Origin of the sequence: Carnobacterium sp. AT7 (genome assembly GCF_000171855.1) — a bacterium.
GTDB lineage: Bacteria > Bacillota > Bacilli > Lactobacillales > Carnobacteriaceae > Carnobacterium_B > Carnobacterium_B jeotgali.
Window position 1 is genome coordinate 64,313 of sequence record NZ_ABHH01000006.1, and the last position, 23,533, is coordinate 87,845.

Consider the following 23,533-nt stretch of genomic DNA (forward strand, 5'->3'; position numbering starts at 1 on the left):
TAATTTAACCTCCTCATTATTTTGAATATTTCTTAATATAGCTTATCATAGAATCTATATTCCTCACATTATAAAAACTGTTTCTTATGATTAAATTTAGCAGTAAATCATTATGTTATTTATAAACAAAATAATCAAATTAAAAGTTATTAGAGTACCGTCCAAGAATATTTGAAAAAAAAGCATACCCACTTTTCTTTAAGAAAAGTGGGTATGCTTTTTTTCGTTATTGTTTAGAATGACTCCTTTAGCGGTTGGCAAACTTCACACTTACGCTGATTTTTATTTTTAAATTTTGTAAATGATTTTTCAAACTTGTTGCCACAGGCGCATTCAAATTCTAGTTTTTGAGAAAAACCGTGATATTCAGTCGTTAGCAACTTGCTATCCGAATTCTTTTCAACAAATTCTTTAATTGAAGCAATCGTCCATTGTTTATTCATGTTCTTACACCTCCATATTTTATCGATAGACGGAGGTTTTCTTAGCATCCGTTCTAACTAAAGTCGTCACTGCTTTAAGCCCCTTATTATAACATGATTATTAGGTACATTTTATCATTTCAGACATTCTTTATAAAGTATTACTCTTTCATATCGTTTTTCAAAAAAACAGCCCTTTCATCATCTAATTGATGAAAGAGCTGTTTAGCTCGTTTCAGTTATTTATTTTCTTCTTCTACTAATTCTTCTTCAGAATTATATCCTAAATCATCTAATGTTTCAGACAATTTATCAGCTGGAATAGTTTCATCTTCAGTTGGTTCTGCTGGCGTACCATGAACATTTCCATGTGCTGATTCTGCTTCATCGGAATGACCATCCTCATGTTCTGTAGTCGTTTTGTCCATGTAGTTTTCTTTCAAATCTTGCGCTTTTTCTACGCCTTTTTCTTTCCATTCTTTCTCTTTTTCCATAGCTGTATCTTTTGCATCAATGAACTTACTTTTCACATCTGTACGCAATTCTTTCCCAGATTTTGGTGCAAATAACAATCCTACTAAAACACCTGCTAGAGGTAAAATAATTAATTTTGCTAGTCCCATTCGTTTTGCTTTTTTGGGCATTACTTTAGCGACTCCCTTAGTCAGCCTCTTATCCATCTTCATCTTTGCTTTAGCTAACTGATGTGTTGATGGAAGATAATCCCTAGCCATATCAAATGCGTCCTGTGCGTGATCTTTACCCATATTAATTAATTTTGTCGTTTTCATTTTACTTGTACCCCTTTCAATTTTTGTTTTCATTTTCTTTGCCAACTACTTATCGTGTAATTATCTCTATAACCATCATATACCACAAAAGACTTTGTCCAAAACAAAAGGCATTATAAATAGCAGAAAAATTTCCATTTCACTATTTGGGAAGAATCTTATTTTTTTAGAATCTTATCCGTTTACAAAGAAAAAAGCCAAGGTCTGCGCACAGCATTCCTTGGCTTTTTTTGACTAATTAAATTAAAACAGTTGTTTCCCTTCTGTACTTTCCCACTGAACGACTTCTTTTGAACGCACACGCAAAGCTTCGGAATTCCCATTTGCTTTTTCCACTGCATCCGCCACCCCATCAATAAGGCTTTTTGACGTTACAGTTGCTCCTGAGATAACATCCACTTGCAATGTCTGCCCAGCAATAATTTCTTCTGGCAAGCGTTTGAAAACGGAAGTTCCAATAGCATCTAGCTGTTCTTGGTCGTCCAATTCTATTGCTAAAATTTTGGTATCTGAGAAGGTTACTTTCATTCCAATATCATTTCCATCATGCCCTTCAACAGAAGCTTCATACGTTCCTGGATTGAAAGTAATTTTTGCATGTTGCAATTCTTTTAACTGTTCATATTTTTCTTCTTCTGCTTTTACATCTTTAATCATGAAATCCATCACATCCCATAAAGGCTCAGGAATCTGCAACTGATTTTGTTCGTTGATATCTGCAAAATCTTTGATTGCTTCATTCCATTTTACTTTTTCAACCCAATTTGGTTCAACTAAAAAGGCCTTTCCAACCGCAACTAGATCATATCCTGCATCTAGCACAGCCTCAGCATCGCTACGCTGGCCAATTCCACCTACTCCAATAAGAGCAATTTGAGCTAGCTCATCTGATTGTTGTTCGATATATTTTTCGAGCAGCGGTTGGCTATCTTCTTTATTTATGATAGATGTTCGGTTCCAGCTCCCCATCGAAACATGGAAATAATCTGGTTTCAATTTAGCTAAACGGTTCAATAAATACATCGTATCTTCAAAGCGGATTCCTGGCTCTTCAATTTCTTCCGGAGAGAATCGGTACCCGACAATAAAGTTTGCAGCTTGTTGCTTCATAGCTTCTTCTTGTACAGCTTTCATCACAGCTTCCGGAAATTTAGCACGTGCTTCACGGCTGCCACCCCATTTATCTTCGCGGCGGTTAGAATGAGGAGAGTAAAATTGTTGAATCAGGTATGTATTGGCCCCATGAATTTCAACTCCATCAAATCCAGCTTCAATCGCACGTCTAGTAGCATCTGCAAAGTTGTGAATCATTTTATCAATATCCACCGGCATCATTTGACGCGGCGTAACCGCTTCTGGTCGCAATGCTGCTACAGGACTAGCTGAAATTGGTGCAGCTCCACCATTCAACTCTGGAGCTGCCATCCGTCCAGCATGGTAAATTTGTAAAATGGCTTTAGACCCTTTTTCTTTAATCGCATTAGCGAGTTTACGCAATTCCTTTACTTGAGAATCTTTATTGTTGCCTAATGCTCCTGCAAAGCCTCGCCCTTTATCTTCCACAAATGAACTCTCTACAATAATTGCGCCTGCTTCACCAGAACGATGCGCATAATAATCGATCATTTCTTTTGTAGCCGTGCCGTCAAAATAAGCTGCTTGAATTGTCATTGGTGCCATCATGATACGGTTTTTCAATACTACTCCCGGTTTAATTTCTATTTCCTCGAATATTTTCTTTGGCATATTGGTAGTCCTCTCCAGCAATTTAATGTAAGTTTTTTTATTCTTTCGTTTCAAGATTATCTTCACGATTTGGAACAACGAATACTAGTACTATCGTTATAGCAAGCGCTAACACTATTAGCATTACTTTAACAGGTTGAAGTGGAGCAAGTAGAATCGAAATACCCATCAGAAGATAACTGCTTATTAATATCTTCCATTTTTTATGTTTAGGAATGGATTTTGTTTCAACGTAATCGGATGCATAGATCTGATATAACTTAGTCCGCTTTAGCCAAACGTCAAATTTGGTTGAACTGCGTGCAAAACAATAACCCGCTAACAATAAAAAAGGTGTCGTTGGCAGCAACGGTAAAAGTGCACCCGCTGACCCTAAAAGGAAAGATAGAACCCCAACACTGATTAAAAAATAGCGCTTCATCTGCCTCATTCCTTTTCTTTATTATAAGCTAAACTATAAATGAATTCTTATCGCTGTCAATTCAATTCCATTTTTCGCGCGCAAATGGATTTGGCTCAGTAGGATCACTTAATTGACCACGAAGGTTCGGCTCATCAATTGTATTCATAAATGGGGTTCCGTTTTGGACGTATTCCATAAATCCGATAGTCTCACCTTTGCGATTGGTAACTGGAAGATAGGTAATAAAAATTTTACGGCCGTCATCTTTACGTGTAAACCAATGCGTCTCACTCTTACGTGTTCCAGCTGCTAGCTCTCCAGCTAATTTGCCAACAAATTCTCGCAAATGTGGCGGATGGCAATCAATAAAGTGACTTCCTAAACTTGCTTTAGAACGGTGAAATTCGTGATGGTCTTCATTAAAATATTGGAAACGTAAATCTGGTCCAACAAATGTAATTTCAACTGGTAACGTATTTAAAATTGCTTCGATTTGTTCAATCGTCAAAGATCCCCCTCTAAACTGGATGCGAGGCTCTAAGTCTTCTAACTTCGGTGCAGCTTCGGGATCAATCTCACCTCTAGCTATCCCTAAAGCATAGTCCAACGCTTCTTGTGTTCCCCGTGAAGAGAAAGTTGCGCCAGAAATCGAGTCCACTTGAGTAGATTGACTGCGTAAAATTGTTGCAATAATATCTTCAATTGCTTTACCGCCAATATCAGCCGTTTCTTTTCCTTGGTACTCAATTTTTTCAATTTTATTTTCACTCACAGTGACATTCAGATTAATTTCACCTTTATACCCATCTCCGTTCCCACTGTAGGTTCCGGATGTGAAATGGTGTTCAATCGTGCCCGATTTTTCATTAAACTCGCCATCAATTGGAGCACGTTCTCCGCGTGCAACTCCTAATGCATAATCTACAGCTCGCAAAGTACCTTCTGAAGCATAGGTCGCACCAGAAACTGTATCAATTTCTACCGATTGTTGTTTAATGATTTCTTCGACCATTTTTGCTACAGCTACGCCACCTTTGTTAGGGGTTTCATTTTCTGAGTAATTGATTTTTACTATTTTTTCTCCGTCTACTTCCACATCCACCGTAATATAGTCATGATACCCTGTCGCTCTTCCTTTGTACGTGCCTGATTTAAGATTATTCATATTAACCTCCCAGATATTGTTATGAAATTCACAATTAACTTACATCCTTAGTATATGTTTTAAAAAGAATAAAAAACTTGATTTAAATCAAGTTGTTAAATTTTTATAGAAAAATCTCACATAGCTTTTAGAGTATGTTAAAATGCAACCATATACATTGTACGGCAGTTTAAATTTATAGATTGGTGGGTGTAAACAATCGAACAAAGTAGCGTCAACCTTATGGGAACAAAGATTAACCTTTCAATTTCACATCCGATGGCAGCCGAACTATTGGAAAAAGCTAAACACATGCTGGCAGATTACGAAATACGTTTCAGCGCAAATCATTCTAAAAGCACTTTAACGTACGTGAACCAACAAGCAGGAATACAGCCAGTTTCTGTCGATTCAGAACTATATGATTTGATTCAATTCGGTCAAAATTACAGTTTATCTTCAAAACTTGCACTTAATATCACAATTGGACCGCTCGTTAAACTATGGAAAATTGGTTTTGCAGATGCCCATGTACCTAAACAAAAAGAAATTGACGAACGACTAAAGCTGATTGATCCAACTGATATTGTATTGGATGACGCTAAAAAAACGGTCTATTTAACAAAGAAAGGCATGGAATTAGATCTTGGTGCCTTAGCAAAAGGTTATTTCGCCGATAAGCTTAAACAGTTTTTTCAAAGTGAAGGTGTCGAAAGCGGTATTGTAGATTTAGGCGGAAATGTTTTGACTATTGGAGAAAATCCAAAATACGAAGACGGGTATTGGCGTGTAGGCATTCAAAAACCTTCATTAACTCGTGGGGAGTTAGTCGGAGCTGTACTGGTAAAAGACAAATCAGTGGTTACCTCTGGTATTTATGAACGATCACTTAAAGTATCTGAAAAAAAATACCACCATATTTTTGATTCAACAACTGGTTATCCGATTGAAAATGAATTAGCCAGTATAACCATCATTTCAGATGAGTCGCTTGATGGCGAATTATGGACTACCTGGTTATTTGGACATAATTCCAATGCTGCTATCGATTATATTGACAGCGTTCCTGGCATCGAGGCGCTGCTTATTACAAAAAATAACGAGGTGAAAATGTCTCATGGCATTTTGCCCTATGTTGTGTTATTTTAAGAGCTTATCAGGGTTAATCATTCGGGTTCTAAAAGTGATAATCCAGTACTGAAGGGAGGTGAAAATAAAGTGCTAACCACTATCTTAGAAGACCCACTGTACTTACAATTTGCTTTTGCAGGCTGTATCGCATTAGCTATTTTGACACTACCGTTAAAAGATATTATCACTATCGGTTTTTACGACATCAGTGACTTCTTCGTCACAGGTATGATTGCTTTTTTCATCACATATGGGGTTCTCGTAACCAATCGTTCAGCCGTATCTATTTGGTTGTTTGTGGGTATCTTTTTTGCTATTATGGTTGCCATTATGCTTATGAATATTCTCGTTATCTTGCCTTTTAAGAGTCGAGCAGAAAATTCAAACGTTACCTCTATTCATGAATTAGAAGGCAAAGAAGCGAAAGTATCCATTCCAATTACGCTCAACGGAACCGGTGAAGTCATCGTCTCTACTGGTTTTTCAAGAGTCAATAAAATGGCTAAAATCTATGAAAACACTGACGGTATAACGGCTATTCCGAAAAATGAAAATGTATTGGTTATGGACGTCAAAGACAACATTCTTTATGTACTGCCTTATACGAACAGTATTAAAACAATTGGCAAACCCATGCCAACATGGAACGAAAAACACAAAAAATAATCCCCTATCAAAAATTTGATACAAGAAAGCAGGAATACACATGAATTCAACCTTATTCGGAACCGTTGGCGCAGTTGTCATCGCAGTTGTTTTATTAGTAGCATTAGTCAGTCGTTACCGTACCGCCTCTCCAGCTGAAGCCTTAATTATCAGTGGGACAGCATTGGGCGACAAAAATGTTTATATCGATCCTAGCACAGGCAATAAAATGAAAATCGTTAGCGGCGGTGGGACATTCGTTTGGCCAATCATTCAATCCGTTCACAAATTATCCTTACTGTCTTCTAAATTAGATGTTCGTACACCTGAAGTGTATACCGAGGAAGGTGTTCCAATCGCAGTTGATGGAACGGTTATTATTAAAATCGGTTCCACATCTGAAGACATTGCAACTGCTGCTGAACAATATTTGGGTAAAACAACAGAACAATTAGAAAACGAAGCCCGCGAAGTTCTAGAAGGTCATTTGCGTTCGATCTTAGGCCGGATGACTGTTGAAGAAATCTACAAAAACAGAGATAAATTCAATCAAAATGTTCAAGACGAAGCATCTGGCGATTTAGCTAAAATGGGATTGGTTATTTTATCCTTTACCGTAAAAGAAGTAACCGATAAAAATGGTTACTTAGATGCATTGGGTCAAGGTCGTATTGCCGAAGTTAAACGTGATGCGGATATCAAAACAGCCAATGCAGATAAAGAAACACGTATCCAACGAGCATTAGCCGAACAACAATCTCAAGAAGCTGAATTGCAACGCCAAACAGAGATTGCAGAAGCTGAAAAAGTAAAAAGTCTTCGCATCTCTGAGTATGGAAGAGAACAAAACATTGCAAAAGCCGAAGCTGAAAGTGCCTATGAATTAAAGAAAGCTGAATTGAAGAAACGAGTTATCATCGAAGAAGGTAATGCTCAGATTACGGAACGTGAAAAACAAATCGAATTGCAAGAAAAAGAAACCATCAAACAAGAACGCGAATACGACGCAACGGTTCGTAAGAAAGCTGATGCGGAACGTTATGCTGTTGAGCAACGTGCGGAAGCTGATAAAAGCAAAGCCATCGCTGAATCTGAAGCGAGAGCTAAAGAAATCGAATTGAACGGTATGGCTCAAGCTGAAAGTATTCGTTTAATTGGTAAAGCTGAGGCCGATAGCAAGACTGCTTGGGCTGAAGCCTTGAAACAATACGGCGATGAAGCTATTGCAACACTATTGATTGAAGCTTACCCTGCCATCGTTCGTGCTGCTGCTGAACCATTGGGCAATATTGACAAAATAACGGTGGTAGACAGCGGAAACGGCAATGGCGCATCTGCTATTACCAAAACCGCCTTAAACACCTTAACTGCGTCTCAAGAGGCATTTAAAGATGCAACTGGCTTAGACATCAATAGTTTAATCAGCTCATTCGCTGGTACAAAGAATATCGGTCGCCAAATCAATAACCTAAATGACACATTGAACCAAACAACAACCGTAACTGAAGAACCCATTATCACAGAAGATTCAAAAATAATCAGTTAAAACCTGCATCAATGCACGGCTAGGAGCTTCGTGGCGGTTCGATTCCACCACGTGTATTATAACTTTATCAAAGGCATTCCAAAAACTATCCCTATGAAAAATATTTCGTTAACCTATTGATCTGTAATCAAGATAGAATGGGCACAAATTTATATAAATGCTAATATAATGGTTAATTTTTGTCAATTCTTATACCGAATCGTTCCGAAAAGACAATGGATAAAGGAAAGGAATTTGCTTATTATACCGTGATTAAGTCAGAATTAAACATTCAAATGTGCTTTGCTGATCCGTACGCTGCTTGGGAGAGAGGTAGTAATAAAAATAGGATCGGCCTTCTCAGATGTCCATTTCTGCTTATGAGTTTTTGCTTTTTTGGTCTGAATCCTTCCACATAATTTAGACTTCTCTATCTTGATCTCTTTTTTAGTATAAGAAAGCCAATTCTCTTGGTCAAGTTCTCATTGAACAAAAAAGCATGCCAGCTTTTCTTAAAGAAGGGCGACATGCTTTTATTCTCTATTTATTTAGAATGCTTCTTTTAGTGGTTGGCAAATTTCACACCTACGTTGATTTGTGTTTTTAAATTTCGTAAAGGATTTTTCAAAGTAGCTGCCACATGCACATTCAAATTCTAGTTTTGAGAAAAACCTTGATATTTTGTCGTTAGCAATTTACTGTCTGAATTTTTATCAACAAATTCTTTGATAGTCCCTATCGTCCATTTTTATTTAGCCTTATATGCAATTTTTGTTCGTCAGTTCATGATTTTGTATCCTCTTCTTACAGATTTCAACTCACAGTGTATAAATGTATACCCTTGCCATTCCTAACAGTTCTTACTAACAAGCCTGTGGCGGGCTCTCACGACCAAGCTATAACCCATGTCGCCGGGTGTTGACTAAAAAAAAAAGGTTTGCAGTCAGCGACTACAAACCTTCTATATAGGATTGTCAGATTAAATTAGGTCAAATTGTTCTTCAGCAACGGTATCCAACAAATTCCCTAAAGTGGCTTTAGCAGCATAATTTAAAGTGGGATTGACTGATTTTATAGTTTTAATGGTTGTTATAAGATTTTCAGGAATTTCCTTCTCAGATGTGATACCTTCAACATAACTCTCATTATTCTCAAAATTAAAGACCCCATCATCAGGCTTGACATCTTCCACTGTCTGAATCACTTGATAATCAATATTAATAGAATTAAAAGCTTTTTTGCCATATTCAATTTTATGGATTTCATTTACTCTGAGTTTGTCTCTGGAAAACAGTCGATTATTGGTTTTCTTAGATTCTCTGACTAAATAGACCTCAGGTTCTTCCTTTTCCCCAAAAACCAATGCCCAGTCTGGATTATAATTACCAGCGGGAGTTGGGACTTTAATCAAGTCGACCAATCATTTGTTTCATCAGTTGCAGATAAGAGAAATACTATTCCAAGAAAGTCATTGAACTATTAAACACCATTGGAAGTATTTTTGAGTTACATGAATGAAGATGTTCTGTCTAGCTTAATTTGACAAATCAGAAACTAAAAAAATTTATCGATAATAATAAAAAAACATTATTATCGATAAAATAATCTGGTCGCGTCTGTCTTTCCACTAAAGTCAGCAATACGGCATCCGACTTGGACTTATAGCTATCAAAACTGCATTCTAAATCCTTATTGTCATGGGAAACATATCCACGCTCGTAATTGGAATCACACTCAATATTAGATCTCGTTTGCGGGAATATATCAACATAGAAAGTATTGATCAATTTCATCTTCATTTTTGAGAATGCTTTTCTCCGGAACTCCTACTGACTTTGCTAAGTTAATAGAAGAAACAAATCTTAACTGAACATTAATATTGAAGTCAAACGAGTATTGCTGCAATTCCCCAAGATTATTATATTTATTCAAAAGCTTATCTAGTTTTACTTGGTATTCTTTGTCCAATTTACCAACAAATTCATTAATTCTTTCTTGATAAAGACTGATAACTTCTATTTCGTGTTTGTTTAGAACTCCTTTTCCAAGACTTAGTGCTGTGGTTGCAACGATTGAGCCAACCAATGCACCAACAACTGGAATTGGTATAAGTGTTTGTCCTATTGCAGCACCAATAGCAGCACCTGTTGCATCGATAGCATTTAATGTTACTAAATCAATAAATTCATCTGTATCAACATCGCCTTTTCTATATTTGACGATGGCATTGCTTAACCCAAAAGTTCCTGAAGTAATTGCTCCAGCACTTGGTGCAGCAAGGTGACAAACGTTGGTTAATCCATATATCGCATATCCAGAAATTCCACCTTTAATAGCACCTTTAGCTGTGATGACTCCACACTCTTTCCAATCTTCAATATCAAAATACCAGACTTCTTTTCCTACTTTGTGCTTTTGATAGACAAAAATCCCTAGATTGAACCCACCTTGTACTGCTGCACCTATTCCAGCAACTTTTGATGCTTCTCCAAAACTTGGTCGTGCTTCTTGTTGAGCGCCTAACCTATCGCTATCTGCTTCCTTTTTGATGTCAGTTTTTTGTTGTTCCGTTTGTCTACTTATGTCATTTACTTCCCTTGATAACGTTTGGTCAATTGTTCCTTTTTGAACCTCTTTATATTTAAGAACTGAGGATTCCAACCATTTATCATAAGAAACTCCACGAACAGTACTTTCATCTTCAATAGCTTTTCTAATATTATTGATTTGGGAGTTAGACAAGACATTTCCATTAAATTCTACAGATTTTGCTCCGGACAAGACTTGTTCGATGACTTCCACATGATCCTTTGGGAAAAGCATATTCATTTGGTCATAATTGGCTGCTTGCTTAATCTCTTCTAAGATATTGATATAAAACTTCATTTGCACTTCTTTTCCTTGAAGTAGAATATCCGCAGGTCCATTATCATTTAATAACACAACACTTTTCTGCAGCCCTTGATAAACATCTCTTGCATTTCTTATACCCGTTTCAGCAAATTCCGAAATAAACCCATGTACTCCAGTATCTCCACCACGATTACTATTTATAAGATTATAGATTTCCTTTTTGGCCAAATCTAGATTTGATAATGCATTTGCTGATTTAGTAGCTAAGTCTGATAATTTATCTGTTTCACTAGTAAGAATTGATTCTAATGTATTCATCAGATCTGTTAATCGGATATTATTTAAATAGTCGACATATGAAGCAATACCTTGTTCAACATTGTTATCAATAGTTTGTTCACTAATCATCTAATTTTAACTCCTTATTGATTAGTTGTGCCAAAGTTAAAGTTGAATTCACAAGCAATCCAATTTGTATTTTTTCATCTGTTGAGAATTGACTATAATCACGTCCAATCAAAGCTTTCTCTGTCTTTGATACTCCAGTAATTTGAGTATTGGTAGTTTCCATCAATGCCTTGACTTCTGCGTTCATAATGTTAAATTTTCTAATAACTTTCTCGAGATTTTCTCTCTCAGCAACTAGCTTATTCGCAGTCTTTTTATTTTTACTACTAGCAAATAATCCTGAACCAACTGACCCCGCAAGCATAACTCCAGCAATTGACCAACCTACTGGTCCTGCTAATCCGAGGAATGCGCTACCCGCAGTCATGCCACCACCACCCACTGCTAAAGTACCACCACCAATCCACGCCAATGCTGCATTAGCCGCAGCAGCCCCTGATAAAGTAGAAATAGCAGTACCTGTTGATGCTACACCAAAAGTAGTAGCTATACTCATTGCTGCTGTTGGACCCATGGTTGCTACAGCAACCCCAAGAGCGCTTAAAGTTGCACCCGCTCCAGAACCTCCAGCAGCTGCTTTTGCTTCAACTTCTGCCTTTTTAATTTCTTGTTTTTTTGTCTTAAAATTTTCCACTTCAATTTCAATTTTTTGAAGAGTTACTTTGAATTCCTTTGGCGTATTTGCTAATTGATTAATTCGTTCTTCTACTAATTTAACAAGTTTTAAAGCTTTTTCACGCTCTTTATAAAGAACATCTGTGTTTCCACCTAATTCACTGGCAGCTTTTTCATATCGTTCAATCGCTGCATTATAATTGTCGATTGCATTCTTTCTTAACTTTGCATTAAACATAGGATTACCTTCCCTCAAAGTTTATTATATTTTAAACTTCTAATTCTAAAAAGTGTTTAGCCCATTTTTTCACTTCAATAGTTATCTGTCTAACTTTTTCTGCAGATTGGAAAAAATATTGCGGAGATTGTGTTAATTTTTTTTCTAATTCTTTAATTGAATTATCGTAATCTTCTTTCATTTTTTCACCGGTTTGAGTTAATGCGTCCTGCGTGTCTTTCCAGTAATCAGCAATACTTTCATTTACTTGATTATTCACATTATTTTTTTCATAACTTCTTACTAATTTTTTTGCAAAAGATTTCTTCCAACCTACTCCTGTAACTGCAAAGACTGCTGCTGCTGACAGAATGGCTAAACTATAAGCTAAAACAATTGGTCCTCCAATGGAAGAAATAAAGATGGTGGCTACAGCTCCTCCGCCTACAGAAATCCCTAAAGAAGAAAGGATCCCTACCAATTGAGTAACCAATATATACCCGCCTAAATTTCCTAGAGTAGACATATAGAAAACTAACGCTCCTCCTGCGGCTCCTCCTGCCAAAATTGAAATAAACGAGCGTTCAAAATTAAAGTGTTTAAAATCAAAACTCTTTTTGCACATTTTAATTTTTCCTTCTAAAAATTTTGCGAATTTATTAGAATACTTTTCGTTAATACTTTGAGCTTTTTGATTTAGTGTATTAGAAACAAGATTTTGTATTGCTTCCTTATCATTTTTACGATTTTTAAATCCGCGTTCGTCAATTAAATGAGTAATATAGTCAACATTAATAACTGATTGATAATCTTTTGAAAATTCTTCTTTAGAATTTAAAGAATATAATAGTGTTTGCTGTTGTACTTCTTGAACAAAGCTTTCAAATTCTTGATACTTTATAGCTCTTTCACTTTTCATTTTTTCAACTTCAGCGCTAACGTATGATAAATCGTCCGCTTCTTGAAGCAATGTTAAAGCAACTTTATCCTGATCCTGAATAAATTCGTTGAACAATTTAGTATAATGTTTTTTTAAAATCAAAGGATTTTCTTCTGTGTATAGAGAAATAAATGATATGAAATCATCTCTAAATGATTGAGTTATATTTTGGTCGTCTCTACTAAATGAAAAGAATCTTGAACGTAATGTAGCTTTATTATAACTATTTCCTTTAGCTTCTAAATAGTTATTTGGTAAGACACTTGCAAAATTATTTACAACTTTATCATAAATTCCATCCACTTTTTCAAGTTCTAATTTACCAGTAATATGAGCTTGACTTGCTACAATAAATAAGTTGGAAAATGGTTTATTATTCATAATGTCACCCGTAGGTGGCAGGACATCTAATATAGATTTTAAGTACACTTGATCTTCACCTTGCAGGAATTGATTTGATACTGATAGATATACTACAGCATCTGCTTCACTTCTTGTATTTTCTGATGCTTTTGTATCTTTTTTCCCTTTAGTATGTTCTCCAGTAGCTATACCCGGGGTGTCAATTATATTAATTGCTTTTAATAATGGAGTATCTACATAAGTAAAAATAGTATCCATTGTATTTTCATCTATTCCAGCTATTTCATCATCTGAATTATGTAACCCATATTCGCTAATTAAAGAATAATTCCCTTGATCAATAATATGTTTTTCTGCAAAATCTTGATCATATAATCTATCAGCAGATATAAAACCTTCATCCTTTTTTGTTCGGACTATAATAGTATTATTATCAGCTATACACTTCGGTTTATCTTCTATATGAACAATTTTAATTACAGCAGAAGTTGCTGGTTGCCATTGTGAGGGTGATACTTCCATTCCCAGTAAAGCATTAATCATTGTCGATTTTCCAGCATCACTTTTACCTAAAAACGCGACATTTAATTTACGATTTTCAATCGTAACCGCTTGACAAATTTTTTCTAGACCATTAATTGCTTTTTTATATTCTGGATAATCTGATGATTCTATTTTCCATTCTTGCATCTTGCTACTCAAAAAGGATAATTTCCCAGCTATTTCATTTCTTTTTTCTGCACTTTCTTCGCTAATTGAAAAATCAACAATTTGAAAACTTTGCTTCTCTCCATATGAAAGTAAATCGGCTAGTTTGTATCCTGTTACGTTCGCGATTTCCAGCATGCTATTAAATGGAATATTACCAGAATTACTTTCCCAAGAAGTAATTGTACTTTGACCAATTCCTAGTTTATCGGCTAATTTTTTTTGAGTCCACCCAATCGTTGTTCTAAAATTCTTCAAATCAAAACTATTATTATTCATCTATATTCCCCCTTATCAATAACGAAAACGAATATCCAAATTTAGATATCCGTGTTCTGAAATTAATATAACAAACATTTTTTTATTTGTCAACAAAATTTGAAAAGCAATATTCGAAATCTGATATCCAATTTCAACCGACTCGATGTTATTGATTTTTACTGTTCTCAGTACAGTGGTTGCCTCTGAGTTATAGTAATAAGCTGCATTACCATATTTATCAGCTAATCCATCCAATTTAGGAGCTGTTTATTTTCGTGAAGTCAGTTAATATTAAACTTCAATCACTTTAACAATGCTCAGATAGAGGTTATACCGACACGACTCGGTAACATAACATTTGTGGCAGAATAAAAGTACAAAACTATTGCAAAATACACATAACAATTGGAGATGTTTCATCTTAAATTTTAAGCCATCCGAATGGTCCGCACAAGGCTACTTTTTCATTAGGCTTCCAGCAGCAAAGACTGTTTAAAACTACTGATTTCTTTTCCAGTCCGTGTACCAACTAAAATAACCCCTTCTTCTGGTATAAAAGCTGCTGAAAATAAACGGTATTTTCTACCTTCGATTTTTTTCTTGGCAAAGTACAGGTACCAAGCTCTCCTGGTACCCAAGTTACGTCAGAATCATTTTTGAGTTTGGCTGGAATATAAAGTTTTCTTCACTACGAGGTAGACTTTAACGAAGTAGAGAATACTTATGTTTGCTAATTAACTTCATACTTAAGGCTAGGAGTGATATGATAAAATAAAACTGCTACCGGTAAAGAAAGAAGTGAATCCTTTGAAGAAGATTAATGTCGTTGGCGCTATTTTAGTAGAAAATGGAAAAATTTTATGTGCACAACGAGGTGAAGGTAAATCGTTAGCTTATCTGTGGGAATTTCCTGGTGGGAAAATAGAATCTGGAGAAACACCACAAGAAGCTTTGTTTCGAGAACTACAAGAAGAATTACTAATTGAAGTAGACGTACAGTCTGAAAAATTTGAAGAAACAAGTTATCAATATGATTTTGGTTTGGTCCATTTAACTACCTTTATTTGTCTTTTAAAAAAAGGCACACCACAGTTAACTGAACATATAGCTGTAGATTGGTTAGCAACTAATGAATTGAATAAACTAGAATGGGCACCAGCGGATATACCAGCCGTTGAGAAATTAATGGAAATGGGAACAATAAGATGACAGATATGTTAGAGCGTTCTTTAAAAAAAGCTTTTATAGACCAAAAAATTGAAGGTTCATTATATGATCCGAAAATTATCATCAATGATACAAAAAATAAACAATATATGCTGAATGTATTACAAAATGAATTGGAGACCTGCGAAGAATTCTTTTTTTCGGTAGCTTTCTTAACTCAAGACGGTCTAGCAGCATTAAAAACACAATTAGCTGATTTACATATTCGAGGAATTAAAGGTAAAATATTAACTTCTATTTACTTAGCCTTTAATCAACCAGCTGTTTTTGAAGACTTAATGAAAATTCCTAACGTAGAAGTACGTATTTCAAAGAAACCTGGATTTCATTCGAAAGGTTACCTTTTTAAACAATTAGGATACCATTCTTTTATTATTGGAAGCTCCAATTTAACCATGAGTGCTTTAAAAACTAACTATGAGTGGAATGTCCGCTTATCATCCTATAATCATGGACAAATGATCCAAGATATTCACTTACATATGGAACAAGAATGGCAAACAGCCCAAATCCTAACTTCAGAATGGATTCAAAATTACAAAAATGCTTATCAACCAATGACCTACTATAGAGAGCTAAATACTATCCAAGAACAATCTCTCGTTGACGAAGCACCTCCTTACATTGTTCCAAACACTATGCAAAAAGCCGCTTTAATAAACCTAAAAGAATTAAGAGCTACAGGCGCAAAAAAAGGGCTAGTTATTTCTGCTACAGGGACTGGAAAAACTTACTTATCTGCTTTTGATGTTTTACAAGCCAAACCAAAACGAGTTTTATTTATCGTTCATCGCGAACAAATTCTGAATAAAGCAAAGAATGATTTTCAAAAAATACTTGGTGGAAATAGTGAAGAATATGGCATTCTTTCTGGAAATAAGAAAGAACTAGATGCTACTTACCTTTTTGCAACCATCCAAAGCATCTCAAAAGATCTTATCATGCAACAATTTGCTAAAGACCACTTCGATTACATCTTAATTGATGAAGTACATAAAGCAGGTGCTCCATCGTATCATCGAGTCATTGATTATTTTCAACCGAACTTTCTATTAGGTATGACTGCAACACCTGAACGAACAGATGGGTTTAATATCTTTGAATTATTTGATTACAATATTGCTTATGAAATCCGGCTTCAAGAAGCTCTAGAAGAAGATATGCTTTCCCCATTTCATTATTTTGGAGTGACCGATTATGTAAAAGACGGTGAACTAATTACTGAATCGACAGATTTGAAATATTTAGTTGAAGAAGAACGTGTCACTTATTTACTGGAAAAACTCAACTATTATGGTTGTTCTGGAAATGCTCCGAAAGGGTTGGTTTTTTGTAGCCGTAAAGAAGAAGCTAAAACGCTATCTGCATTATTTCAAAAGAACGGACATCCCAGTTCTTATTTGACGGGAGAACATTCGCTTGAGGAACGAGAAAGACAAGTTGAACGATTAGAGAGTGGTGCGATTGAATACATCTTTACAGTAGATATTTTTAATGAAGGAATTGATATTCCCAAAATCAATCAAGTGGTGATGCTTCGAAATACCCAATCCAGTATTATCTTTGTGCAACAATTAGGCCGTGGATTGAGAAAAGACTCTTCAAAAGAATTTGTTACCGTAATTGATTTTATTGGAAACTACAAGAATAACTATATGATACCAATGGCTTTGTCCGGAGACGTATCTAGAGACAAAAATAATTTGCGCAAAGATACTTTTGATACGAGTTTTATTTCAGGCATTTCTTCCATCAATTTTGAAAAAATTGCGAAACAACAAATTTTCTCGTCCATTAATCAAACTTCTATGGATAGCATGAGTGAATTGAGAAAATCATTTCAATTGCTTCATAATCGACTTGGTCGGGTACCCTACCTTAAAGATTTTGAAGAACAACATACGATCGATCCTTTGCTGATTGCAAATAAAAAATCAAGCTATTATGATTTCCTAGTCAGTATAAAACAAAATGAAGGAGTACTTTCTGAGTTAGAAAATCGCTTCTTAATGATCGCTTCAAGAGAACTGTTATCAGGAAAAAGGAAACAAGAATTGGTGTTGTTAAAAAAAATGATGCATGACCCTGAAAATAGTAGACCTCTAAACGGAATCCAGCAGTTATTTAGAGAGAACGGTCTTTTAGCAGATAAAGAAACGCTAAATTCTGTACTGAATACGTTAGATTTATCCTTTTATACTGGTTCTATGGCAGCTACTTATAAGAAACAAGCTTTTATTGAGCAAGAAGAAAACAAAGTGTTCTTATCTCCTCTGTACAAAGCAGCACTAGCAAATAAATACTTTGTACTTTTGATGACCGATATTCTTGAGACTGGATTGCTAAAATCTGAAGCCTATTCTACATCCGAACCTTTAACGCGTTACCAAAAATACAAACGAAAAGAAGTTTTACGTTTGTTAAATTGGGATAAACAAATGGTTGATCAAAACGTTGGTGGCTATACATCAAGTAGAACCAATTTTGTTATTTTCGTAACACTTAAAAAAGGAGAAATCTTCTCTGGTGCACAAATGGCTTATGAAGATGAGTTGATTGATTATTCCACAATGAAGTGGTTTACGAAATCTCCTAGGACTATGAACTCTCCTGAAGTTCAAAAATTACTGCATCCTGAAGAATGGAACATACGCGTATTCGCTAAAAAGTCTGACAATGAAGGAACAGAATTTTACTATCTAGGAGAAGTAAAGCCAGTAAAAGAATCAATTATCGAGCTAGAAAAACTAAACCAAAATGGCGAAAAGAAAAAAGTCGTAGAGATGTTTTTGAAATTTTCACAACCGATTGAAATAAACTTATATCGATACTTGGAAGCTGGTCAAGAGTGATACTCAATTGATTAAATTTTTCAACTTAGAATTCGATGTATTAGAATAGAGCAGTTGCTGATTTTAGCAACTGCTTTTTTTCAAATTTGGTTTCTTTCATTCATCCCTACGCGAGTCATGATCTAAAGTTTATTTAGCCACTTCGTGTAAATATGGAACTGGGATAAATTTAGTGATATCTTTTTGTGGCGTAGGTGTTGCTTACTTAAATTAAACTTGCACGATCTAATATTTCAGAGTATTGCAATTAATTATCTTATCTCAATCTTTTTAATAATCAGGACTCATATTCTATTGCTTAAATATTTACTTTTCCGGTAACCATAAATATGTTCTTCCGTCTCTTATTAGTAGTTGAATATCTTCCTGGTAAAGATTAAGCTCTTCATTATCATAGTCGATCTTAGCCAGTGTCATTTGGTGTTTAACTTTATCAATTAGTTCCTCTTCCAATTTCAAATAACGCCATTCATCTTTAATAAGTCCTGTAACATTTGCAAAAACACCTTCAATACCTTGCTTTTTACGTTTACTAATATCTACATCAATCGCATATTTTTCAATTTGATTATTTTGCCATACTATCAATTTATCATCTGTTTTTAGAGATTGTTCTTCATAAGTATAAAATAATGAAAAACTACTTTCCTGTGATAATTTTCCATTTCCAAATATAAGAGTCAATTTCCCTATTTTTTGTAAAACTCCTAACAGTGTATTTTGGAAAAAAATTAAGCTTTCAAAATCATTAACATTTGTTAAATATTCATCGTAATTAGTATGCGATTGTTTTTGAATTTTTTCTTCTATTTCTAAATTGACCTGCTCTAATAATTGAGTTGTTCGTTCTTGCAATTGTTGTAAATGTATAAGCTTGTTATTACGGATAGTATCATCTTCAAAAATTTCCTTACTAAATTTAGATATATCACGAACATTAACCACTAGAGAACGAACATGACTTTTAAATTCACGTTTTTGGTAATCACTTATTTCACTAATTGACTTGTTCATATCTTCAAGCTTTGAATTCACTTCAGACATATAGTACTGACCAACAATAAGTGAAGCAACGTTCATAATATTTGCCGTTGCTGATGTTGCCATTTTTGTAGTTTTTGTTACTTCTTTAGTCGCCTTTGGATCGATTTTTACTAAGTTAGCATGTTCTTTTATTCCTTTACTGTCCTGAGTAAATGCTCGTCTAGCATTTTCCATATTTTTTGATTTTGCAAGTTCTCCTCCATTTTTGAGAATCACTTGATAAAAATCGCCTGCCATTTTTGTTGTTGTCGTTGTGTTTATTGTCTGTGTCTTTCCTAACGCATTAACAATTGCTGGACTCAGTGATGAAAGGCTTGTAATTATATTCGAGTTTGTTATCTCATGGAGAAGATTTTCTTTCACTTTAACATTACTTGGTAATTTTCCTACTGGAATAATTGGTATATCTATTGCTTCTGGTTTATTTAAGAACTGTGGCATTAATTCAGTATTTGACTCTTCAGGTCTGTTATTACCATTTTCTATGTCACTTGCGCTCTTTTTTTTCAAAAACCAAAAAATAAAAAAAATTATAAGCAAAATACCAAAAACAATACTCGTAATAATAAAAATGTCATCCATTAGTTAGTCTCCCAATTTACTTATTCTAGAATTTTGCATAGTTAGCAATGTAGATTTTTGACTACTTTTTAATTCTGTAATATGCATCTCTTTATATCCCTTTCATCAATCTGCTCGATAAACATTATGAAGCGTTAATCCTTTATCGTTTTTCCAACTATCCCAGCCATTGTAACTACCTTTAACGATTACATCTATAGCAGTAGATAGGCTATTAAATAGATGGTCTTTAGTAAATAGTCCATTTCGATCAATAATGTCTATTTTTGTTAAATCTTCTAATAGATGGTTCATTCTAAATCCTTTTGTTTCTTCTCGTGGTGAAATTACTGAGCCTTTTAATACAACAAATCCTTCATTTGTGTAAATTCCTTTAGCATTACTATCTCGATAGGTAGTATAAAAAATTTGTTTCGTATTTATTTCAGTTTCAATAGTAGAAACCAATTCTGTAAATAGTGGATAACCTAAAGAGGTAAGCAATATATTAATAGTTTCCAGTAGATCTGTTAAATCATCCTCTCTTGCTTCTGTGACCAGAGATCGTGTAGGAATAGTTTGATTGATAAAATAACGTTTAGCTAAATTAGTCTTTATGTATGATGAATGTTCTAAAAATTTTATATCTGCTTTATTCAGTTGCCATCTTTGATTGCTTGAAATAAAGACAATCGCTACTTCCCAAAAATCTTTCTCTTTATTATGCTGTTTTAATCGTTCTTTGATAGTTTCACTTTCTCCAATATACGCTTCGATTGCCTTTTCGCGGAATCAGCAATGCTTCAATAATACTATTAGTAACTTCAGCTATTCTAAATCCCCTTGTATCACCAGTTGGATAAAACATTTGAATGGTTACTGGTCTCTTTTCCATTTTATGATCCTCCTCATTTATTTTACATTCATAGTACCATCTTTTTAATAGAGACAGTAATTTAAAATATTAATACAACGAAATCACATTAATATTTCAGCCTATTGTTCGTATACCATTGCCTTGTATTCTATTCACACACTACATCTTTTTGGTGCTTGTTATTTGCTAGAAACAGATATAGTATATCGCATCAAAATGAACAGAAAATCATTTTCAGTGAGCGTATGAAATGACATAAAGTAAGCAACATAGTAAACTAAAGAGTACTAGTAGACATCATCTATCCAAAAATCATTTATCAACTAATGTACACAATTACAGGAGGAGTAACGATCATCATGAACCTAACTGACTTATTGAAATCGGTAGAGATCGACTCTATCCGTCCTAATCAGATTGAAACAGAATTAAATGAAATCGATATTAACAAAATCACGTATCACTCAAAAGAAGTAGAGACAGATACGTTATTTGTCTGCATTAAAGGCCACCAAACTGATGGGCATAACTATGCAAAACATGCGGTAAGCCAAGGTGCAACGGTTATCATTGTCGAGCAATTTATTGAAGACCTCGATGTTCTTCAACTTAAAGTCTCAAATAGTCGTGAAGTTTTGGCTATCTTATCGAGTAATTTTTTTGACCAGCCTTCGAAATCGATGAGCCTATTCGGCGTAACAGCTACTAATGGGAAAACAACAATTACCTATATGACTGAAGAAATCTTCAAAGCTTATCAATTGAAATCCGGTATAATAGGAACTATTGTAGTTAAAATCGATAAAGAAATTGAAATGAGTCGATTAACTACTCCGGAATCTTATGATTTGCAACAGTATTTTGCAAAAATGAGGGATCAAGAAATCACACATGTTTCCATGGAAGTTTCTTCCTCCGCACTAGAACTTAAACGCGTTTATCATACAGACTTTGATGTGGTAGCCTTTACGAATATCAGCCCTGAACATATCCAACTGCATGACTCATTTGAGGCTTACTTTGATGCTAAAGCCTCATTAATAAGGAATGCTTCTAAAATGAGTACCGCTATCTTAAATCTTGACGAACAGCTGCTTATCCCTTTAGCAGAAGAGACCGCAGCTCAAGTTGTTACTTTTGGGATTGAAAATAAATCCGGTACGATTACCGTCTCAGATATTCGCTTCTCATCGGGCATGCCCTCATTTAAAGTGACGATTCAAGAACCCTTTAATACCCTAAGTGGCGAAAGAATTGAGCCAACCAGTTTTGACTTAGAACTGTCAATCCCAGGCTATCATTCTATATATAATGCGCTCACAGCGCTTGTTACTGGCCTAGTTAATGACATACCGCTTGAGTATGTCCAACGAGGAATTAAGAACTTTCGAGGTGTAGAAAGACGCTTTCAAATCCTCTATGATAAAGAATTTAAAGTCATCGACGACTTGTTATTGAATCAAAACAACATCGATTCATGCATGGAAACCATCAATCATTTAGATTACAATGAGCTGCACCTTGTACATGCCCTACGAGGAAGTAATGGTCCTGCGCATAGTACAGAAATTGCAGAGTCTTTAGCAAAATGGTTCCACGAACTGAAAATTTCTAAGATTATTTTAACGACCGCGTCCTCACATGTAGCCAAAAAAGATGCAGTCACAGATGAGGAATTAGCTGCTTTCTTAAAAGTAATGAAACAATCTAACATTGAGGTTACCTTTTCAACAGAACTCGATGATGCTCTGAGATTCGGCGTTGAAAGATTGAATGAAGAGGATGTTCTACTCATCTCAGGGGCGCACTCAATGGATCAAGGCGCAAGAAAAACCCTTGAATTGCTAAAAGAAATCTATCCCACAGTTGATTATGAAGCGATTGATCAAGTTTTAGAGAATAAATTCATTGGAATAGATTCTTTCAAAGTAGCTGAGAAAATCAAAAATTTCAGTTTAGGAATTTAAAAATAATCTATCGGATAAAACAAAAAGAAACCCTAGTCTAAAAGTTAATAGACTAGGGTTTCTTTTTGTTTTTTAGTACTTTATGAAGGGTTATTTATTAAAGATTTTTGGACCTTTACGCATGTTTTTAAGATCATTTTTTGGTGTGTTGGTTTGTTTAGATCTGCCGCCACCTGCTTGTTTCTTTTTAATGATCTCTAACATTTTCTCTTTTGAATTCACTCTTTACACCGCCTTTGTCAACAGTACACACAATCTGAGTGCTGTTTACTGTTATGATCGATTATTAGCTTTATATCTTGCCTTTATGCCAGAAAAAAAGCACCAGCAAGATGCCGATGCTTTAACTCTATAGATTTTTTGTCAACTGAGGAATTAACCCAAATTGGACAAAAAACATCTGAAAACGTTGATACAATAGAGTATTGATTAACGTTTTGAGAATTGTGAAGCTTTACGCGCTTTTTTAAGACCTGGTTTTTTACGTTCAACCATACGTGGGTCACGAGTTAATAGACCTGCAGCTTTTAAAGCGCCGCGGAAATCTGGATCAACTTGTAATAACGCACGAGAGATACCGTGACGGGCAGCTCCTGATTGTCCAGTGAATCCACCACCATTTACGTTTACATGTACGTCATAGCTACCTAAAGTTTCTGTAAGAGCTAAAGGTTGTTTAATAACTTCGTGTAAATATGGGAATGGGATATATTCAGTGATATCTTTTTTGTTCATGATGATTTTTCCAGTACCTGGTACTAAACGTACGCGGGCAGTTGAATTTTTACGTCTTCCTGTTGCAATGTATTGTGCTTGTGCCATAGATATTCCCT

General features: G+C 35.0%; 20 protein-coding genes. 6 read left to right on the forward strand and 14 right to left on the reverse strand.

What is annotated here, in order from left to right:
• Positions 1–233 precede the first annotated feature (233 nt).
• The 5 genes from CAT7_RS03800 to CAT7_RS03820 all read right to left on the reverse strand — a co-directional run bounded on the left by CAT7_RS03800 (position 234) and on the right by CAT7_RS03820 (position 4,527).
• Positions 234–443 (reverse strand): hypothetical protein, encoded by a 210-nt coding sequence (locus tag CAT7_RS03800; RefSeq protein WP_007722135.1) that lies wholly within the window; start codon positions 441–443, stop codon positions 234–236.
• A gap of 218 nt (positions 444–661) precedes the next feature.
• Positions 662–1,213 carry a YtxH domain-containing protein gene (locus CAT7_RS03805; protein WP_007722137.1) on the reverse strand — a complete coding sequence of 184 codons (552 nt, stop codon included), beginning with the start codon at positions 1,211–1,213 and terminating at the stop codon, positions 662–664.
• Between the two features lie 243 nt (positions 1,214–1,456).
• Complete coding sequence (locus tag CAT7_RS03810) at positions 1,457–2,959, reverse strand: oxidoreductase (protein WP_007722139.1); 1,503 nt, start codon at positions 2,957–2,959, stop codon at positions 1,457–1,459.
• A gap of 37 nt (positions 2,960–2,996) precedes the next feature.
• Entirely contained in the window at positions 2,997–3,380 is a 384-nt protein-coding gene (locus CAT7_RS03815) for a YbaN family protein (RefSeq protein WP_007722141.1), read from the reverse strand.
• 61 nt (positions 3,381–3,441) lie between these two features.
• A complete protein-coding gene (locus CAT7_RS03820) occupies positions 3,442–4,527 on the reverse strand; it encodes an FMN-binding protein (protein ID WP_007722143.1) in 1,086 nt (361 codons plus the stop codon).
• A gap of 222 nt (positions 4,528–4,749) precedes the next feature.
• On the opposite strand from CAT7_RS03820, the gene CAT7_RS03825 reads away from it, so the two are divergent.
• The 3 genes from CAT7_RS03825 to CAT7_RS03835 all read left to right on the forward strand — a co-directional run bounded on the left by CAT7_RS03825 (position 4,750) and on the right by CAT7_RS03835 (position 7,828).
• Positions 4,750–5,655: an FAD:protein FMN transferase gene (locus CAT7_RS03825; protein WP_007722145.1), complete on the forward strand. Its 906-nt coding sequence runs from the start codon at positions 4,750–4,752 to the stop codon at positions 5,653–5,655.
• A gap of 69 nt (positions 5,656–5,724) precedes the next feature.
• Positions 5,725–6,303, forward strand: a complete 579-nt coding sequence (locus CAT7_RS03830; RefSeq protein WP_007722147.1) for a hypothetical protein — start codon at positions 5,725–5,727, stop codon at positions 6,301–6,303.
• Positions 6,304–6,343: 40 nt separating this feature from the next.
• Positions 6,344–7,828 carry a flotillin family protein gene (locus CAT7_RS03835; RefSeq protein WP_007722149.1) on the forward strand — a complete coding sequence of 495 codons (1,485 nt, stop codon included), beginning with the start codon at positions 6,344–6,346 and terminating at the stop codon, positions 7,826–7,828.
• 958 nt (positions 7,829–8,786) lie between these two features.
• On the opposite strand, the gene CAT7_RS03840 is transcribed toward CAT7_RS03835, so the two are convergent.
• The 4 genes from CAT7_RS03840 to CAT7_RS03855 form a co-directional block, all read right to left on the reverse strand.
• A complete protein-coding gene (locus tag CAT7_RS03840) occupies positions 8,787–9,227 on the reverse strand; it encodes a restriction endonuclease (protein WP_007722151.1) in 441 nt (146 codons plus the stop codon).
• A gap of 344 nt (positions 9,228–9,571) precedes the next feature.
• Positions 9,572–11,068: a hypothetical protein gene (locus CAT7_RS03845; protein WP_007722156.1), complete on the reverse strand. Its 1,497-nt coding sequence runs from the start codon at positions 11,066–11,068 to the stop codon at positions 9,572–9,574.
• Positions 11,061–11,921 (reverse strand): hypothetical protein, encoded by an 861-nt coding sequence (locus CAT7_RS03850; protein WP_007722157.1) that lies wholly within the window; start codon positions 11,919–11,921, stop codon positions 11,061–11,063. Before CAT7_RS03850 ends, CAT7_RS03845 begins: the two co-directional genes overlap by 8 nt.
• 31 nt (positions 11,922–11,952) lie before the next feature.
• The gene (locus CAT7_RS03855) at positions 11,953–14,190 is read right to left on the reverse strand and encodes a dynamin family protein (protein WP_007722158.1); all 2,238 of its coding nucleotides are present in this window, start codon (positions 14,188–14,190) and stop codon (positions 11,953–11,955) included.
• Positions 14,191–14,979: 789 nt separating this feature from the next.
• Between CAT7_RS03855 and CAT7_RS03865 the strand changes: the two genes are divergently transcribed.
• Positions 14,980–15,381, forward strand: a complete 402-nt coding sequence (locus CAT7_RS03865) for a (deoxy)nucleoside triphosphate pyrophosphohydrolase (RefSeq protein WP_035019367.1) — start codon at positions 14,980–14,982, stop codon at positions 15,379–15,381.
• Positions 15,378–18,251: a DUF3427 domain-containing protein gene (locus CAT7_RS03870; RefSeq protein ID WP_007722163.1), complete on the forward strand. Its 2,874-nt coding sequence runs from the start codon at positions 15,378–15,380 to the stop codon at positions 18,249–18,251. Before CAT7_RS03865 ends, CAT7_RS03870 begins: the two co-directional genes overlap by 4 nt.
• 306 nt (positions 18,252–18,557) lie before the next feature.
• Here CAT7_RS03870 and CAT7_RS03875 read toward each other — a convergent pair whose 3' ends face one another.
• The 3 genes from CAT7_RS03875 to CAT7_RS12270 all read right to left on the reverse strand — a co-directional run bounded on the left by CAT7_RS03875 (position 18,558) and on the right by CAT7_RS12270 (position 20,751).
• Positions 18,558–19,877, reverse strand: a complete 1,320-nt coding sequence (locus tag CAT7_RS03875) for a hypothetical protein (protein WP_007722166.1) — start codon at positions 19,875–19,877, stop codon at positions 18,558–18,560.
• 105 nt (positions 19,878–19,982) lie between these two features.
• Positions 19,983–20,360, reverse strand: coding sequence for a DUF4357 domain-containing protein (locus tag CAT7_RS03880; RefSeq protein ID WP_007722168.1), 378 nt, complete (start codon positions 20,358–20,360; stop codon positions 19,983–19,985).
• 247 nt (positions 20,361–20,607) lie between these two features.
• A complete protein-coding gene (locus CAT7_RS12270) occupies positions 20,608–20,751 on the reverse strand; it encodes a hypothetical protein (protein WP_007722169.1) in 144 nt (47 codons plus the stop codon).
• Positions 20,752–21,092: 341 nt separating this feature from the next.
• Between CAT7_RS12270 and CAT7_RS03885 the strand changes: the two genes are divergently transcribed.
• Entirely contained in the window at positions 21,093–22,700 is a 1,608-nt protein-coding gene (locus tag CAT7_RS03885; RefSeq protein WP_007722170.1) for a Mur ligase family protein, read from the forward strand.
• 90 nt (positions 22,701–22,790) lie between these two features.
• On the opposite strand, the gene CAT7_RS12600 is transcribed toward CAT7_RS03885, so the two are convergent.
• Both CAT7_RS12600 and rpsI read right to left on the reverse strand, forming a co-directional pair.
• Positions 22,791–22,922: a hypothetical protein gene (locus CAT7_RS12600; protein ID WP_007722171.1), complete on the reverse strand. Its 132-nt coding sequence runs from the start codon at positions 22,920–22,922 to the stop codon at positions 22,791–22,793.
• Between the two features lie 207 nt (positions 22,923–23,129).
• A complete protein-coding gene (gene rpsI, locus CAT7_RS03895; protein ID WP_007722172.1) occupies positions 23,130–23,522 on the reverse strand; it encodes a 30S ribosomal protein S9 in 393 nt (130 codons plus the stop codon).
• Between the last annotated feature and the right edge of the window lie 11 nt (positions 23,523–23,533).